Raw genomic sequence first — 16,845 nt, forward strand, 5'->3', positions numbered from 1 at the left:
AATTGAGCCAAAGGCACTGCCGTGACGGCCGCCACCCTACAGTCTGTAGCACGCATCACACCGCCGTGGTGCTGTTCACAAGAAGGAGCCGGCTGTGCTGGTAATACTTGGATTCGCCATGATCGCGGTATTCATGGTGCTGATCATGACGAAGAAGTTGACGCCAGTGCTGGCGTTGATCATTGTCCCTACTGTTTTTGGCCTCTTCGCCGGCGCCGGCCTGGGCATCGGCGATATGGTGATGGACTCCATGAAGTCCATGACGTCCACCGCGGCCCTGCTGATGTTCGCCATCATCTACTTCGGCCTGATGATCGACGTCGGGCTGTTTGACCCGCTGGTGAAGTTCATCCTCCGCAAGCTGGGCAATGACCCCGCCAAGGTCGTCCTGGGCACCGCCATCCTGGCCGCTGCCGTATCGCTGGACGGCGACGGCTCCACCACCTTCATCCTCACCACCGCGGCCATGCTGCCGGTCTACCTGCGCCTCAAGATGAGCCCCGTGGTCCTCACCTGCGTGGCCGGCCTGGCCAACGGCACCATGAACATCCTGCCGTGGGGCGGCCCCACGGCCCGCGCCGCCACCGCCCTCAAGATCGACGTCAACGACGTCTTCGTCCCCATGATCCCTTCCCTGGTGGCCGGCCTGGTCGTGGTCTTCGCCTTCGCCTGGCTGCTCGGCCTGCAGGAACGAAACCGGCTCCGCGCCACTGCGCCGGAGATCTGGAGCGTGCCGGACACTGCCGAAGAGTTCGACGGCGGCAGCCCGGCGGGTGCCGCGGGCACCGGTGTTGGCACCGGCCGACGCAAGGGCGGCAACCCCGGCGGAGCAGCCCCCGCCGTCGACGGCTTCCCGGCCGGATCCTCCGTGGCCGTGCTGGAGCGCAACGACACCGCTACTGAAAACGGCGGCGCCGGACTTGCCGACACCGCCCTTGATCCCAACCGCAGCACCCTGCGGCCCAAGCTGTTCTGGTTCAACCTGGCCCTGACGGTCGCCGTCATGGTGGTGCTCGTGGCCAACGTCATCCCGCTGCCGTTCGTGTTCATGGTTGGCGCCGCGATCGCCCTGCTGGTCAACTTCCCCAAGGTCAAGGACCAGGGCGCCCAGCTGATTGCGCACGCACCGTCCATCGTGGCCGTGGTCAGCATGGTCATGGCCGCCGCCGTCCTCACCGGCGTCCTCAAAGGCACCGGCATGGTGGAAGCCATGTCCGCCTGGCTGGTCCAGATCATCCCGTCCTCCATGGGCCCGTTCATGGCCGTCATCACCGGCGTGCTCAGCATCCCCATGACGTTCTTCATGAGCAACGACGCGTTCTACTTCGGCGTGCTGCCGGTCCTCAGCGAGACCGCCGCCCACTATGGCGTCGGAGCCGCGGACATGGCCCGTGCCTCCATCACCGGCCAGCCGTTCCACCTCCAGAGCCCGCTGGTTCCGGCCATCCTGCTGCTGGTGTCGCTGGCCAAGGTTGACCTCGGTGACCACCACAAGAAGGTCCTCTGGCGCACCGCCGTGATCTCGCTTGTAATGCTCGGGGTCGGGATGCTGACCGGAGCCATTGGGATCGGTTAGTCTGTAGCTGCCCGCGCTCCCGTCCCCGTGACCGGACCGGGCATCGAAGGTGCCCGTCTGACGCCCGCTGGGGGATGTCAGACGGGCATCTGCGTTTCCGCACTAGACTGGATCGGAAAACAATTCGAACTTTGCAGGGGAGATCCATGGCTGCGATCAACCGTGACGACGTCGCGCATCTCGCGCGTCTCGCTCACATCGAGATGAGTGCCGAAGAGCTGGACAGGATGGCCGGCGAGCTCGCCGTCATTGTCGATTCGGTCAAGTCCGTCAGCGAGGCCGCCGGGGACGACGTTCCGGCCACCTCGCACCCCATTCCGCTCACCAACGTGTTCCGCGACGACGTCGTGGGGCACACCTTCACGGCGGAACAGGCCCTCTCCGGCGCCCCGGATTCCGATGAAAACCGTTTCAAGGTCCCGGCCATCCTGGATGAGGCATAACCATGACTGAACAAAACTCCACCGGCACCAGCGCCGACGCCCTGGTCCGACTGTCCGCCGCGCAGCTGGCCGAAAAGCTCGCCGCCCGCGAGGTCACCGCCGTCGAAGTGACCCAGGCTTACCTGGACCGCATCGCCGCCGTTGACGGCAAGGTCAACGCCTTCCTGCACGTTAACGCCGAGGAAGCCCTGGCCGTCGCGGCCGAGGTGGACGCGATCCGTGCCGCCGGGGGTGCCGAAGCCGAGGCCCTGCACGTCCTGGCCGGTGTTCCCATCGCGGTCAAGGACCTGATTGTCACCATCGGCCAGCCCACCACGGCAGGCTCCAAGATCCTCGAGGGCTGGCAGAGCCCCTACGACGCAACGGTCGTGGAACGCCTGCGCGCCGCCAAGATGCCCATCCTGGGCAAGACCAACCTGGACGAATTCGCCATGGGCTCCTCCACCGAGCACTCGGCCTTCGGCCCCACCCGCAACCCGTGGGACCTTGACCGGATCCCCGGCGGTTCCGGCGGCGGTTCCGCGGCCGCCGTTGCCGCCTTCGAAGCGCCCCTGGCCCTGGGAACGGACACCGGCGGCTCCATCCGCCAGCCCGGTGCCGTTACCGGAACCGTCGGCGTGAAGCCCACCTACGGCAGCGTCTCCCGCTACGGCGCCATCGCCATGGCCTCCTCGCTGGACCAGATCGGTCCCGTCACCCGCACGGTGCTGGACTCCGCCCTGCTGCATCAGGTCATCGGCGGGCACGATCCCCGTGACTCCACCTCCCTGCCCGAACCCCTGGCTGACCTCGTTGCCGCCGCGAAGACCGGCAACGTGGAGGGACTGCGGATCGGCATCATCAAGGAACTGCACGGCGAGGGCTACCAGGCCGGCGTCGAAAACCGCTTCAACGACGCCCTCGAGCTGCTCAAGGAAGCCGGCGCCGAGATCGTTGAGGTCTCCTGCCCCAACTTCCAGTACGCCCTGGGCGCCTACTACCTGATCATGCCTTCCGAGGCCTCTTCCAACCTGGCCAAGTTCGACGGCGTCCGGTACGGCCTGCGCGTCCTCCCCGAAGAGGGCCCCATGACCATTGAACGCGTCATGGGTGCCACCCGCGCCGCCGGCTTCGGCGACGAGGTCAAGCGCCGCATCATCCTGGGCACGTACGCCCTGTCCGCGGGCTACTACGATGCCTACTACGGCTCCGCCCAAAAGGTCCGCACCCTGGTGCAGCGGGACTTCGAGGCTGCCTTCGCGCAGGCCGACGTCCTGATCTCGCCCACCGCCCCCACCACGGCCTTCCCGCTCGGTGAAAAACTGGACGATCCGCTGGCCATGTACCTCAACGACGTCGCCACCATCCCGGCCAACCTGGCCGGCGTGCCCGGCCTGTCGCTGCCCGGCGGGCTGGCGGACGAGGACGGGCTGCCCGTTGGCATCCAGCTGCTGGCCCCGGCCCGCGAGGATGCCCGCCTGTACCGGGTGGGTGCGGTCCTGGAGTCGCTGCTCGAAGCGAAGTGGGGCGGCCCGCTGCTGGCCCAGGCTCCCGACCTTGCGGCTGAAACCCTCGAAACCCAGGAGGCAAAATAATGAGCACTGACGAAATCCTGAGCTTCGATGAGGCCATGGAGAAGTACGATCCCGTCCTGGGGTTCGAGGTCCATGTGGAGCTGAACACCAAGACCAAGATGTTCTCCTCCGCCCCGAACGTCTTCGGCGATGAGCCCAACACCAATGTCAATGAAGTGGATCTGGGCATGCCCGGCGTCCTGCCCGTGGTGAACAAGACCGCCGTGGAATCCTCCATCAAGATCGGCCTGGCGCTGAACTGCAAGATCGCCGAATCCTGCCGCTTCGCCCGGAAGAACTACTTCTACCCGGACACCCCCAAGAACTTCCAGACCTCCCAGTACGACGAGCCCATCGCGTACGACGGCTACCTGGACATCGAGCTTGAGGACGGCACCGTGTTCCGCGTTGAGATCGAGCGCGCGCACATGGAGGAGGACGCCGGCAAGCTGACCCACATGGGCGGCGCCACCGGCCGCATCCACGGCGCCGACTTCTCCCTGGTGGACTACAACCGTGCCGGCGTGCCGCTGGTGGAAATCGTCACCAAGCCCATCGAGGGCGCAGGCTCGCGCGCGCCGGAGCTGGCCAAGGCGTACGTGGCCGCTGTCCGGGAGATCGTGAAGAACCTGGGTGTGTCCGACGCGAAGATGGAACGCGGCAACGTCCGCTGCGACGCCAACGTCTCGCTCCGCCCGCACGGCCGCGAACGGTTCGGCATCCGCTCCGAAACCAAGAACGTGAACTCGCTGCGCGCCGTCGAACACGCTGTCCGCTACGAGATCCAGCGCCACGCAGCCGTCCTGGATTCCGGCAACCCGGTTGTCCAGGAAACCCGGCACTGGCACGAGGACACCCGGACCACCACCTCGGGCCGGCCCAAGTCCGACGCCGACGACTACCGGTACTTCCCGGAACCGGACCTGGTCCCCGTGGTTGCCTCCCGGGAATGGGTGGAGGAGCTGCGCGCCACCCTGCCCGAGCCTCCGGCCGAGCGCCGCAAGCGCCTCAAGGCTGACTGGGGCTACTCCGATCTCGAGTTCCGTGACGTGGTGAACGCCGGGGTCCTGGACGAGATCGAGGAAACCATTGCCGCCGGCGCCTCGGCCTCCGTGGCCCGCAAATGGTGGATGGGCGAGATCGTGGGACGCGCCAAGGCCGCCGACGTTGACCCCGGCCAGCTGGGCGTCGAGCCGGCCACCATCGTGGAGCTCGCCCGCATGGTGGAGGCCGGCAAGATCAACAACAAGATGGCCACGCAGGTGCTGGACGGCGTGCTCGCCGGCGAAGGCACCCCGGAAGAGGTTGTCGCAAAACGCGGCCTCGCCGTGGTGTCCGACGACGGCCCCCTCCTGGAAGCCATCGACGCCGCGCTCGCCGCCCAGCCCGACGTTGCGGAGAAGATCCGCGGCGGCAAGGTCCAGGCCATCGGCGCGATCGTGGGCGGGGTCATGAAGGCCACCCGCGGCCAGGCCGACGCCGGCCGCGTCCGCGAACTGATCCTGGAGAAGCTGGGCGTCACCGTCTAGCAAACCCACCCAACTGGGTTGCAGTTGTTGTCGTTTTGAGCCCTCATAACGACAACAACTGCGACCCAGTTGCGCTTTAAGTACTCAGGCGGCCGTCACAGAAAGTACCCGTGGTTGAGCGTGCGCATCACCCTTACACTTGAGGCCAGGTGAGCCGGTGCCCCGGGCCGGGAGTTGCGGCGCGAAGGTGCGGGAGGAACAACCATGGTGGTCCGGGAATCAATGAGGGTGCGCAAGGCCGCGCTTGCCGGGGCGGTGGCCCTTGCGCTGACCGGCACGGGGGCTGCCCTTGCCTGGTCGGCCACGGGCACGCCCACCCCCTCGCCGTCACAATCGGCACCGCAATCCGCCCCAGGCCATTCAGGCAGCGCGCCCGGACAGCAAAACAAGCAGGACAAGAAAGCCCAGCGTCCCCAGCCACTTCATGGCGAGGAGGTGGTCAAGAACGCGGATGGCACCTTCCAGACCGTCCTGGAACAGCGGGGGACGGTGGAATCGGTCAGCGGCTCGGCCATCACGGTCAAGAGCGAGGACGGCTTCATCCAGACCTACACCGTCAACGGCGACACGAGAATCACCAGGATTCCTCCGGCAGCAGCGGATGGTTCCGCGCCTACTGCCAGCCCGGACGCGCCAGCCAGCCCACGCATGCCGGCCAGCCCGGGAGCAAAGCGCGACGACGGCAAGAGGCTTAAGCCGACGGACGGAACCATCGCGGACATTGCCGCAGGGGATGCCGTCCGCATTGCAGGCGTCAAGGACGGGGACAATGCCACGGCCAAGCGGATCGTGAAGGGCGCCGGTGACAAGCCCGGCCCTGGGCTGGGGCATGGTTTGGGCGGCGCGCCGGGACACGGTCAAGGCCTTGGCCACAAGATGGGCAAAGACCACCAGGACGACCAGGGCGCCTGACTTTTTCAGCCCCGCTGCACTTTTCAGCCCTGGCGCACCAGCCCCGCCATGATGTCCTCAAGTGCCTCGCACACCATCACCACCGCCCGCCGCTTCAGGTTCTCCGGCCGGGCCAGCAGGTCGATCCTGCGCCGGGTGCTGATCCCCGCCAGCGGGCGCAGCACGATGTCCGGGTTAAGCACCGGCCCTGCCGTGTACCTGGGGAGCAGTCCCACCACGCCGCCGGTGGCCACCAAGGCCGCCACCGTCGAGTAGTCGTTGATGCGGTGGACGATGTTCGGTTCCCGGCTGGAAACGGCAGCGACGGCGGCAAGAACGTCGGCGGGGGAGTAGCCAGGGTGGCTGGTCACCCAGGCTTCGGCGCCGACGTCGTCCGCTGTCACCGTGTCCTTCTGCGCCAAGGGGTGGCCGGCGGGCAGTGCCACGTCGAGGGGTTCGTGCGCCAGGGGGATGACGGCTACCCGTTCCGCCGGCCACCGCGGGCTGTGGTCCATGCGGTGCGCCAGCACCAGGTCGTAACGGGCAGTGAGGGCGGGAAAGTCCTGCTGCGCAACATCCTCGTCGGAGAGCTCGATCCGCGGATGCTCCGGCCGGTCCAGCATCCTGGCCAGCGGCGCGAACAAAGCCTGTCCCGCGCTGTGGAACCCGCTGACCGTCACCCTGCCGGCGGGAGAGCCATGATAGGTCCGCAGCGCGCCGCGGGCCTCGGCCATGGCGCTGACGACGGCGGCACCGGCGTCGGCGAGGACCTGGCCGGCTTCGGTGAGCACCAGGTTCCGGCCCTCCTTGCGCGTCAGGGGCACCTCCACGCTGCGCTGCAGGTGGGCCAGTTGCTGCGACACTGCCGACGGGGTGACCATGAGCGTGTCGGCCACCGCCTTCACGCTGCCCAGGGCACCGAGTTCCCGCAGAATTTCGAGTTGATGAACCTCCATGGCTCCAGTCTAATCATTAGCTATTACTACATCGTTGATTGAGAAAAATGCTGTTGTGCTTACGCGTGCTCGGCGCTTCAATGGGGATGACATACCCCGCAAACGTGAACCCCAATCAGTAAGGATGCCAATGAAGGCCCTTTATAAGGCTGGCCCGCAGGCCGGTTTCGAACTCGTCGAGCGGCCCGAACCAGAGGCCGGGCCGGCGGACGTGAAGATCCGGGTCATGACCACCGGCATTTGCGGCACGGACCTGCACATCCAGTCCTGGGATCCATGGGCGCAGGGGATCATCGAGGCTCCCCTCATTGCCGGCCATGAGTTTTATGGCGAAGTGGTGAAGGTGGGCGACGACGTCCGGGAGGTCAAGGTAGGCGACCGGGTCTCGGGCGAAGGGCACGTGGTGTGCGGCATCTGCCGGAACTGCCGCGCAGGACGCCGCCAGATGTGCATCCACACCGTCAGTGTGGGTGTCCAGCGTGACGGTGCCTTTGCCGAGTACGTGGTGATCCCCGAAACCAACGTCTGGGTCCACCACGACCCTTCAGTCACCCCGGAGCTTGGCGCCATCTTCGACCCGTTCGGCAACGCCACCCACACCGCGCTGAGCTTCCCGCTGGTGGGCGAGGACGTCCTGATCACCGGCGCCGGCCCCATTGGACTGATGGCCATCGCCGTCGCCCGCCACGCGGGTGCACGCAAAATCGCCATCACGGACGTTTCCAAGCCACGGCTCGACCTGGCCCGGCAGCTCGGAGCCGACCTTGCCATCGACGTCTCCACCACCCGGGTGCGCGACGCCCAACGTGAGCTGGGCATGCGCGAAGGCTTCGACGTCGGAATGGAAATGTCCGGGCACCCTTCCGCGCTGCCTGAGATGATCGACAACATGAACCACGGTGGCCGGATCGCCATGCTGGGGCTGCCCAGCCAGGAGATCACCATCGACTGGGGCAAGGTGGTCACCCACATGCTCACGCTCAAGGGCATCTATGGCCGCGAGATGTACGAAACCTGGTACGCCATGAGCGCCATGCTCTCGTCCAACCCGGTGCTCCACGCCGGAATCTCCGCCGTGGTCACGGACGCACTGCCGGCCGCGGACTGGGAGAAGGGCTTCGAGATTGCCCGCAGCGGCGTGGGCGGCAAGGTTGTCCTGGACTGGACCCGACTCTAAGACCCGATACTAAGGAACCCCATGTACACCTCCATGAAGGATCAGCTCCACGACGAGCTGGAAGAAATCCGCGCGGCCGGGCTCTACAAGACCGAACGCAGCATCAGCTCACCGCAGTCCAGCCACATCACCGCCGGACAGATCGGCGGCCCCGGCGCCGACGTGCTGAACTTCTGCGCCAACAACTACCTGGGACTGGCTGACCATCCTGACATCATCAGCACCGCCAAGGCCGCCATGGACGAGCGCGGTTTCGGGATGGCCAGCGTCCGTTTCATCTGCGGCACCCAGGACCTGCACCTGGAACTGGAAGCCCGGGTCGCCAAGTTCCTGGGTACCGAGGACACCATTCTGTTCTCCAGCTGCTTCGACGCCAACGGCGGGGTGTTCGAGTCCCTCTTCGGGGCCGAGGACGCCGTCATCTCCGATGCCCTGAACCACGCCTCCATCATCGACGGAATCCGCCTGTGCAAGGCACAGCGGTACCGGTACGCCAACCAGGACATGGCGGACCTGGAAGCCAAGCTGGTGGAAGCGAAGGACGCCCGCCGGAAGATCATCGTCACCGATGGCGTGTTCTCGATGGACGGCTACCTTGCCCCGCTCGAGGCCATCTGCGACCTCGCCGACAAGTACGGCGCCCTGGTGATGGTGGACGACTCCCATGCCGTGGGCTTCATGGGTGCCACAGGTGCGGGTACTCCCGAACACGCCGGTGTCAGTGACCGCGTGGACATCTACACGGGCACCTTCGGCAAGGCGCTGGGCGGAGCCTCGGGCGGTTACGTGTCCGGCCGCAGGGAGATTGTCGCCATGCTCCGCCAGAAGGCACGGCCCTACCTGTTCTCCAATTCCCTGGCTCCGGCCATCGTTGCAGCCACGCTCAAGGCGCTGGACCTGGTGGAAAGCTCCGGTGACCTGCGGCGCAGGCTGTTCGAAAACGCCGAACTCTTCCGCCGCCGCATGACCGAGGAGGGGTTCGACCTGCTTCCGGGCGAGCACGCCATCGTCCCGGTGATGTTCGGTGATGCCGTGATGGCCGCCAAGGTGGCCGACCGGATGCTGCAGCACGGAGTCTTCGTCACCGCCTTCAGCTTCCCCGTGGTTCCGCGGGGTGCCGCAAGGATCCGGGTGCAGCTTTCCGCCGCACATTCAGCGGACGACGTCGAAGCGTGCGTTCGTGCCTTCGTCGCCAGCCGTGACGAGGCGGCAGCCTGACACCTGCCGCACCCCAGCTGAATTCTGCAAGGATGGACCGATGGCAGCTCATTACGATGTCCTGATCGTGGGCGGCGGCATTGCCGGCCTCTCCCTTGCGTCCGCGCTCGCGGGCCGCTGCAGTGTTGTCCTGGTGGAGGCGGAGCAGGAGCTGGCGTACCACACGTCCTCCCGCTCCGCCCGACAGCTGATCCCCAGCTACGGGCCGCCGGTGGTCCAGGAACTCACCGTCCGGACCCTGGAGCTGCTCGCGGCCCGGGACGCGGAACTCCCGGAACCGGTCCTGACGCCGCGCAGCTTCATGCTGATCGGCTCCGAGGCTGAGGTGGCCGCGGAAGCCAGTGGGCACATGCAGCCCATCTCCGTGGAGCGCGCCCTGGAGCTCTGCCCGGCCCTGAAGCCCGGAACCTTTGCTGCCGCGGGACTAGATACTGGATCCTTTGGCTGCAACGCCCCGCTGCTCCTGGAAGAACATCGCAAGCGGGCGCTCGCCGCCGGCGCCGACATCATCACCGGCGCCCGAGTCCATTCGGCGCAACGGCTGGGTTCGGGCTGGCAGGTGGGTGCCGGTGCCGAGGGGTTCGAAGTGGGAGTGATGGTCAACGCCGCGGGAGCCTGGGCGGACGAGCTCGCGGTGATCAGCGGCGTCGAAAAGCTGGGCCTGCAGCCGTACCGGCGCACCGCGGCGATTGCCGCCGTCGAACGTCCCCTTCCTGGCGCCACTCCAATGGTGGCTGCCGCAGACAACACGTTCTATTTCCGCCCCGACGGCCGCGACGTCCTGATTTCGCCGTCGGAGACCGTTCCCAGTGGCCCCGAGGATGCACGCCCGCGCCCCGGAGACGTGGAACGCCTGGTGGAGAAACTGAACGCCTTCACCAGCCTGGGGATTACGGAAGTCCGGCGGGCGTGGACGGGGCTGCGGACCGAAGCCGCGGACGGAGTTCCGGTTGCGGGATTCGACGCCGAAGCGGCAGGGTTCTATTGGCTGGCGGGGCAGGGCGGATATGGGTTCCAGACCTCGGCAGCCCTGGCGGAGTTCGCGGCCGCCCAGATCCTTGCCGGGCAGGACTCCTCCGGAGGTACTGCCTTCGTTGCCGGCGCAGCCGACGGTCCGGCATCCCGGACAGCGCAGGCCCTGGCCGCCACACGCTGGTCCATCCGGCGTTGAAGAATGGTCCCATGAGTACCCTGATCACCAATATTGCCGAGCTGATGACGCAGGACCTTGAGCAGCGGGTCCTGAAGGATGCGGCGGTAGTCATCGAGGGGGAACGGATCTCATGGATCGGTGCCGCAGCCGATGCCCCCGCAGCCGACGACGCCGTCGACGCTGGAGGCCGGGCCATGCTGCCAGGCTGGGTGGACTCGCACACCCACCTGCTCTTCGCCGGCGACCGCACCGCCGAGTTCGAAGCCCGGATGGCGGGCGAGGCTTACGCCGCCGGCGGCATCGCCGTCACCATGGAAGCCACGCGCGCCACCTCCGACTTCGACCTCACACGGTTGGCCATGGGCCGGGTGGCCGAGGCCGTCTCGCAGGGAACCACGTACCTGGAAACCAAAACCGGCTACGGCCTGGACGTCGAGAATGAGGCCCGCAGCGCCCGCATCGCGTCCACGGTGGCAGACCAGGTGACCTACCTCGGCGCCCATCTGGTTCCCGCCGGCCAGGACCCGGACGAGTACACCGACCTGGTCTGCGGACCCATGCTCGACGCCGTTCGCCCGTACGTACAGTGGGCCGACGTCTTCTGCGAAGAGGGCGCGTTCACCGCTGAACAGTCCCGCCGGGTACTGCTGGCCTGCCGGGACGCGGGCCTGGGCCTCCGCGTGCACGGCAATCAGCTCGGTGAGGGGCCCGGCGTGCAACTTGCCGTGGAGCTGGGAGCGGCGAGCGTGGACCACGTGAACTTCCTGTCGGGGCAGGACGTCAAAGCCTTGGCTGCTTCGTGGTCCGGGTGGGACGCGGTGAGCGGTGCGGGGGAGCGCGGCACTGTGGCCACCTGCCTCCCGGCCTGCGACCTCTCCACCCGCCAGCCGCTGGCTCCTGCCCGCGAGCTTCTCGATGCCGGAGTGCAGGTGGCAATTGCTTCCAACTGCAATCCCGGTACGTCCTACACGAGCTCCATGGCGTTTTGCGTGACCACTGCTGTCCTGCAGATGCACCTCTCCGTGCATGAGGCAGTACGGGCCGCCACTTATGGCGGTGCCCTGGCGTTGCACGAGGACACCGGGCAGGATGCGGACGGTGAACGCGCCGTGGGGTCAATCGCCGTCGGTCACCGTGCCGACCTGCACCTGCTGAATGCGCCTTCGGCCACGCACCTCGCTTACCGCCCGGGCGTGCCCTTGACGTACGCTGTGTGGCGGGCCGGAGCCAGAGAGCGATAGCTTCAGTACGCTCACATGATTGTTTCTGATCATATAATGTACGTTATAGTCAGAAAACGTCATCAGGAATGGTGGCTGCTTTGATTGAGAGGCCCACTTGAATGACGCGCACTGACCGGCTTACGGCAATTCTCGACCTGCTGGCGAAGACGGGACAGGTAGAGGTTGACGAGATTGTCAGCACCCTCAATGTTTCCCCGGCCACTGCCCGGCGCGACCTGGACAGCCTCGCCAAGCGCCGGCTTTTGACGAGGACGCGCGGCGGGGCGACCACGGGTGCCCTGGCTTACGACCTGCCAGGCCGCTACAACCGCGACGACCATGCCGAAGCCAAAGAGCAGATTGCGCAGTGTGCGTCGGCCTTGATTCGTCCGGGTGCGGTGATCGGTCTCTGCGGGGGTACCACCAGCACCGCCCTTGCACAGATTCTCGCCACCCGGGAGGACCTGAACGCACCCTCCAACCAGCCCACCCTCACTGTGGTGACCAATGCCATTAATATTGCCGGCCAGTTGGCGGTCCGACCCAACATCAAGGTGATGGTTACCGGCGGGATCCTCAACCCGCGGTCCTACGAACTGGTGGGGCCTTACACGGACATCATCATGCAGAAGGTGGTGCTGGACATCGCCTTTATTGGCGTCAACGGCATCGATCCCGAGGTGGGGCCCACCAATACGGGCGAGGGGGAGGCCTCGGTCAATGCCCTTTTGGCCTCCCGTGCCCGGGTGTCCTATGTCATCGCGGATTCCTCCAAGGTAGGAGTGCGCGCCTTCGCCACCATGGACGGCTATGACTTCAACAGGCTGATCACGGATTCCGGCATTTCTGCCCGTGACAAGGCTGCGTTCGAGGCCAACGGCACGGAAGTGATCGTCGCACCCTCCTGATGTTGCGGACCTGGGTGCATCGGCAGTTCCATCAGGCCGGATCCAGAAACTGAAGGCAAGATGGGAACATGCTGGTTCCCTCCCGCCGCCGCCTGCGGCTCGAAGTCTGGATCGTCCTGGGCCTGTCCCTGGGCCAGTCGGCCGTCTACTCCGTGGTGCAGCTGCTCGACAAGATGACCCGCGCCCCGCTGGCGGAGGGCACGTCCACCCTGAACCGTTCCCAAAGTACCCGCGAGTACTTTGACCTGACGTACCAGCTGCTGGATATCGTCTTTGCGCTGGTGCCGGTACTGCTGGTTTTGTACTTCCTTACTGAGGACCGCCCCGCCGCGCCCGGTGAGCCCGGCACCTCCCGGTCCGCGTTCCAGAAGCTCGGGTTCGATTTCGCCCGGCCCGGAAAGGACCTGCTTCAGGGGCTGGGGCTGGCTGCACTGATCGGCATCCCCTCGCTGGGCCTGTATGCGGCCGGCAGGGCGCTCGGGATCACCACGGCCATCATTCCCAGTGCATTGGATGCCTACTGGTGGACGGTTCCCGTCCTCATCCTGTCGGCCGTCCGCCATGCGGTGCTCGAGGAAGTCATTGTGGTGGGTTATCTGCTCGACCGGTTTGGGAAATTCGGATGGAGCATGCCGCTGGCCATCGCCGTGAGCTCGGTGCTGCGCGGCAGCTACCACCTGTACCAGGGCTTCGGTCCATTCATTGGCAACGCAGTGATGGGCATTGTCTTTGCCTGGCTGTATACCCGGACACGTCGGGTCATGCCACTGGTGATAGCCCACGCACTGCTGGATATCGTGGCGTTCGTCGGGTTCAGCCTTTTCGGGAAGGCGGTGGGGTTGGGGTAGATACCCCACCTCCTCAGTCTGGGCTGCCCGGCCTCACCGTTATGACGATGCAGGGCGTTATTGGCGTGATAGCTGCTCTCGGATGAACGACAGCAGCAACCAGGAGTCCGCTTCTGGGTCCGGTGGGAGAATGAAGGGCTGCGCGTAGAAGTCCTCCCACAGTGGATCTGTCGGGCATAGTTCGCCCGGCTCGAGCAGGTTTTCGCCGGGTGGATCTTCGGGTGGTGGATCGGCCCAATCAGGCATGCCCGCGAGCAGCTGCTGCCACTGTGGAGCATCCACCGGCATGGCAGCCACGATAGCTTCCGCCGGCAGGATTCCCGGTGGCCAGTGTGTGGGTTCTGGGTGGGGGTGTTCGGGTTTGTAGTGGCGGCCGGTGGGTGAGGTCCAGCCGGGTGATTCACTCGTGGTGGCCGGGTCTGGTGTCCATTGGGTGTGGTGTTTGAGCCGGTGGTGTTTGGGGCAGAGTTGTGCCAGGTTGCTGGTGCCGGTGGGTCCGCCGTGTTCCCAGGCTTTCAGGTGGTCGGTTTCGTTGTCCGGGGTGCGGTTGGTGCAGCCGGGGAAGGTGCATTTGGCGTCGCGCATCCTGATCCAGCGTTTGATGGTTTCGGTGAGCCGGTAGTTCTTCCGGCCGATCTCCAAGGGTGCCCCGTCGCGGGGGTCGACCAGGACGCGGTAGAAGGCCGCGCCGTCGGCGACGAGTTTGCGGGCCATGGATGCCGGGATGGGGCCGAGCCCGTCGAGCATGGCGGGCTCATCCGTGAGTCCGAGCAGGGAGAACACCGGCACCGTGACCAGGACGTCGGCCCGCGGGGTGGGGACCTTGCCGATCTCCCTCACGGCCGACGAACTGATGGCGTTGCCGGTCACGTCGTCGTTGCCGGTCCCGTCGTCGATGCTGGCCGGCTCTGCCGCGGTGGTGGTGCCGGTGCCCTTGGTGTTGCCGGCGCTGAGGAGCAGGGATGCTGCGATGTCGGGGCGGAGTTGGGTGATGGTGCGTGGTTCGTTGGGGCCTTGGAGGCCGCGGGCGGTGGCGGTGGTGCGGTTCCAGATGGCGCAGGCGGTGTCGCCGGGGAGGTAGAGCGAGATCCAGGCCATGCCGTCCCGGTCCGGGGTGTATTCCATTCGCCGGTCCGTCACCCCTTTGGCGTGGCGTTTCTGCAGTGTCTCGGGGTGGTGGCGTTCGCGCCAGGAACGGACTTTGGCCCGGAAGCGGGAGGGGACGAGTTCGCCCGGGGCTGCGCCGCGGGCGGGGTGGGGTGCGTCGGGGTCGAAGAAGTGCGCCACCAGCGCGGCAGCGCCGGCCGCGTCGAGGCCCTCGGTTTCGTCCGCGACGATGCGGGCGTGCTGCCAGGACATGGCACCGGTGGACAGGGCCTGGAACACCGGTGGGAGGGAGCAGATTTTTCGGGACTGTTCCACCAGGGCGCCTGTGGCGGCGGAGCTGACGGTGAGGACCCCTGCGATCTCTTCCACCACGGACATCTCGGCGTAGGTGCGGTCCTGGATGGACGCGTCGGGCGGGGTCATGGCCTGCTGGAACCCGATCGCCTCGGCTGCATCCCGCGCCTTCATCGCCGCGAGCTGCGCCTCCAACCGGGCCGTGAGTTCCAGCCGCTCCAGCCGGATCTCGTACCGCCGCTGCAGCACATCAACACCGGAACCAACACCAACCCCGGAGGCCAGGAAAGCATCCTCCCGCTCCAGCGCACTTATGGCATCCAGCGCACCGAGGGCAGCCACCGAGGCATGAACGCCCTCCGCACCTGCCCTCACACCACCGCTGATTCCCATATGAAGATCATCCAACAGGGGTCTGACAATATGAGCTGCGCCGAGCAGCTTACCTGAGTGGGTAAGCCGGACCACCGAAGCCGCCCGCCGTCGTCGTACTTTTTGGACGCAAAGGTTCCCTGTCGCAGCCCAAATGTCCCGTGTGAAAAAGAGCATGCTTGGCGCAGAAAAATCCGCTGCCCTGAGCCCAAAAAGTCAAACGCCGCTTGAACGAATTCGGCCGCCATGAGGTGGTGACGCCGTTGTCACCACCTCATGGCGGCCGAAGATTATCCGGGCGTGGACCCGGCACACCCATCTCCCAAAAAGAGACTAGGGCTGGAGCGTCAGATAGTGACGGCCCCGTTGGCGGTCTCAAAGGTGACCGACAGGATGCCCGGCGTTCCGTGCGGGGCGACCCACTCGACCGCAACATCTTCGAGCGGCTTCTCCACCGGCTCGCCCAGCCATTCCGTGACCCTCGACGCGGAGCCGGCGATGGTCAGGCACCTCATCTTGAGGCTGCTCTGGTAGGCGTTGGACGGGTGAAGCGAGGGATCGCCCTCCCACTTAAGCATGTACGGGACCTGGGGATCAGCGATGAGGCCCAGGATGCCAATCTGCTTCCAGACCAGCTCGCGGCCGTCCGGGAACTTGCGGTTGCCGTTGACGGCGGAGCGGCCAAGGCGTTCCTCGAAGGGGGCGAGGTCGTCCACTTCGACGCACCAGCCCATCCAGCCGCCGCCGGCCGCGGAACGGGCCCGTACGGCCTGTCCAAACGGTGCCTTGTCAGAAGCGGGGTGGTCCAGGACCTCCACGACCTCCAGGTACTTGTGACCGGCCAGCGGGATGATCATATTCCGGGTTCCGAACCGGGGGTGCACCCCGCCCTTCACTGCCTCAACGCCGAGGGCAGTTGCAATACGTTCGGTAGTGGCCGCGAGGCCGTCGTGTTCACAGGCGTAAGAGACGTGATCCATGCGCATGGCAACATCTTGGCACTTTGTGATGCGGCTCTCAGCTAAGGATACCCTTACTGGAATTTCCTTCGTGGATTCGGGCTGTTTTCCTGCCTCCCAGCTGACCAGGATCGGCATTTGATCAGCCACCGATGTAGTAGCCGGAGGTGTCGGCGGTGAGGTGGACGGTGCCGTTGGAGTTATTGGTCAGGGCGATGGTTCCGTCACTGCCGACGGGGGTGATGACGAGGTTGGGCACGGTTTGGGCTGCGGCGAAGTTCAGGTTGGAGGTTCCCGGTGGGGTGGTGCCTCCGGCGTGGACGGTGATGAATCCGTTGCTGGTGGGCTCGGTGACAGTGACGTTTACGGCCACGGCTGACACGCCTGTTGCCGGGATGCCGCCCCGTCCGGTTACCGGGACCTTGATGGTGGCTCCGGGAGCGACTGGTCCGCTGGTGCCTCCGGTGCCGTTGCGCGTATCAAGCTGCCGGAACGGTGTCTGGGAGGAAAACGAGCCAGGGTCTACGGCGGTTCCAGCGATGTAGTAGCCGGAGGTGTCGGCGGTGAGGTGGACGGTGCCGTTGGAGTTGTTGGTCAGGGCGATGGTTCCGTCACTGCCGACGGGGGTGATGACGAGG

Annotated in this window: 15 protein-coding genes; 11 read left to right on the plus strand and 4 right to left on the minus strand. The window is 66.1% G+C overall.

Annotation, left to right across the window (positions count from 1 at the left end):
- The first annotated feature begins 94 nt into the window (after nt 1–94).
- The 5 genes from ACETK3_RS05160 to ACETK3_RS05180 all read left to right on the plus strand — a co-directional run bounded on the left by ACETK3_RS05160 (nt 95) and on the right by ACETK3_RS05180 (nt 6,013).
- A complete protein-coding gene (locus ACETK3_RS05160; protein WP_236801819.1) occupies nt 95–1,576 on the plus strand; it encodes a CitMHS family transporter in 1,482 nt (493 codons plus the stop codon).
- 146 nt (nt 1,577–1,722) lie between these two features.
- The gene (gene gatC, locus ACETK3_RS05165) at nt 1,723–2,019 is read left to right on the plus strand and encodes an Asp-tRNA(Asn)/Glu-tRNA(Gln) amidotransferase subunit GatC (RefSeq protein ID WP_175319340.1); all 297 of its coding nucleotides are present in this window, start codon (nt 1,723–1,725) and stop codon (nt 2,017–2,019) included.
- 2 nt (nt 2,020–2,021) lie between these two features.
- Nucleotides 2,022–3,593, plus strand: a complete 1,572-nt coding sequence (gatA, locus tag ACETK3_RS05170) for an Asp-tRNA(Asn)/Glu-tRNA(Gln) amidotransferase subunit GatA (protein WP_236801820.1) — start codon at nt 2,022–2,024, stop codon at nt 3,591–3,593.
- Nucleotides 3,593–5,101, plus strand: a complete 1,509-nt coding sequence (gene gatB, locus ACETK3_RS05175) for an Asp-tRNA(Asn)/Glu-tRNA(Gln) amidotransferase subunit GatB (protein ID WP_236821676.1) — start codon at nt 3,593–3,595, stop codon at nt 5,099–5,101. The genes gatA and gatB overlap by 1 nt, the downstream gene beginning before the upstream one ends.
- Nucleotides 5,102–5,305: 204 nt before the next feature.
- Nucleotides 5,306–6,013 carry a hypothetical protein gene (locus tag ACETK3_RS05180; protein WP_236821677.1) on the plus strand — a complete coding sequence of 236 codons (708 nt, stop codon included), beginning with the start codon at nt 5,306–5,308 and terminating at the stop codon, nt 6,011–6,013.
- A gap of 23 nt (nt 6,014–6,036) precedes the next feature.
- Here ACETK3_RS05180 and ACETK3_RS05185 read toward each other — a convergent pair whose 3' ends face one another.
- Nucleotides 6,037–6,948 (minus strand): LysR family transcriptional regulator, encoded by a 912-nt coding sequence (locus ACETK3_RS05185; RefSeq protein ID WP_236801823.1) that lies wholly within the window; start codon nt 6,946–6,948, stop codon nt 6,037–6,039.
- 130 nt (nt 6,949–7,078) lie between these two features.
- Between ACETK3_RS05185 and tdh the strand changes: the two genes are divergently transcribed.
- The 6 genes from tdh (at nt 7,079) to ACETK3_RS05215 (ending at nt 13,475) form a co-directional block, all read left to right on the plus strand.
- Nucleotides 7,079–8,125 (plus strand): L-threonine 3-dehydrogenase, encoded by a 1,047-nt coding sequence (gene tdh, locus ACETK3_RS05190; protein ID WP_237430170.1) that lies wholly within the window; start codon nt 7,079–7,081, stop codon nt 8,123–8,125.
- A gap of 21 nt (nt 8,126–8,146) precedes the next feature.
- Entirely contained in the window at nt 8,147–9,343 is a 1,197-nt protein-coding gene (locus tag ACETK3_RS05195) for a glycine C-acetyltransferase (protein WP_236801825.1), read from the plus strand.
- 40 nt (nt 9,344–9,383) lie between these two features.
- Entirely contained in the window at nt 9,384–10,514 is a 1,131-nt protein-coding gene (locus ACETK3_RS05200; RefSeq protein WP_237430171.1) for an FAD-binding oxidoreductase, read from the plus strand.
- An 11-nt stretch (nt 10,515–10,525) separates the two neighbouring features.
- Nucleotides 10,526–11,737, plus strand: coding sequence for an imidazolonepropionase (hutI, locus tag ACETK3_RS05205; RefSeq protein ID WP_237430172.1), 1,212 nt, complete (start codon nt 10,526–10,528; stop codon nt 11,735–11,737).
- Nucleotides 11,738–11,838: 101 nt separating this feature from the next.
- Nucleotides 11,839–12,627: a DeoR/GlpR family DNA-binding transcription regulator gene (locus ACETK3_RS05210; protein WP_237430173.1), complete on the plus strand. Its 789-nt coding sequence runs from the start codon at nt 11,839–11,841 to the stop codon at nt 12,625–12,627.
- 68 nt (nt 12,628–12,695) lie between these two features.
- Entirely contained in the window at nt 12,696–13,475 is a 780-nt protein-coding gene (locus ACETK3_RS05215) for a CPBP family intramembrane glutamic endopeptidase (RefSeq protein ID WP_237430174.1), read from the plus strand.
- 57 nt (nt 13,476–13,532) lie between these two features.
- On the opposite strand, the gene ACETK3_RS05220 is transcribed toward ACETK3_RS05215, so the two are convergent.
- The 3 genes from ACETK3_RS05220 to ACETK3_RS05230 all read right to left on the minus strand — a co-directional run.
- Nucleotides 13,533–15,269, minus strand: a complete 1,737-nt coding sequence (locus tag ACETK3_RS05220; protein ID WP_237430175.1) for an HNH endonuclease signature motif containing protein — start codon at nt 15,267–15,269, stop codon at nt 13,533–13,535.
- A gap of 326 nt (nt 15,270–15,595) precedes the next feature.
- Nucleotides 15,596–16,234 carry a VOC family protein gene (locus ACETK3_RS05225; RefSeq protein WP_237430176.1) on the minus strand — a complete coding sequence of 213 codons (639 nt, stop codon included), beginning with the start codon at nt 16,232–16,234 and terminating at the stop codon, nt 15,596–15,598.
- Between the two features lie 115 nt (nt 16,235–16,349).
- A partial coding sequence (locus ACETK3_RS05230; protein WP_373992634.1) for a hypothetical protein occupies nt 16,350–16,845 on the minus strand: 496 nt, incomplete at its 5' end.

It is taken from the genome of Arthrobacter sp. E44 (genome assembly GCF_041877125.1).
Lineage (GTDB): Bacteria > Actinomycetota > Actinomycetes > Actinomycetales > Micrococcaceae > Arthrobacter.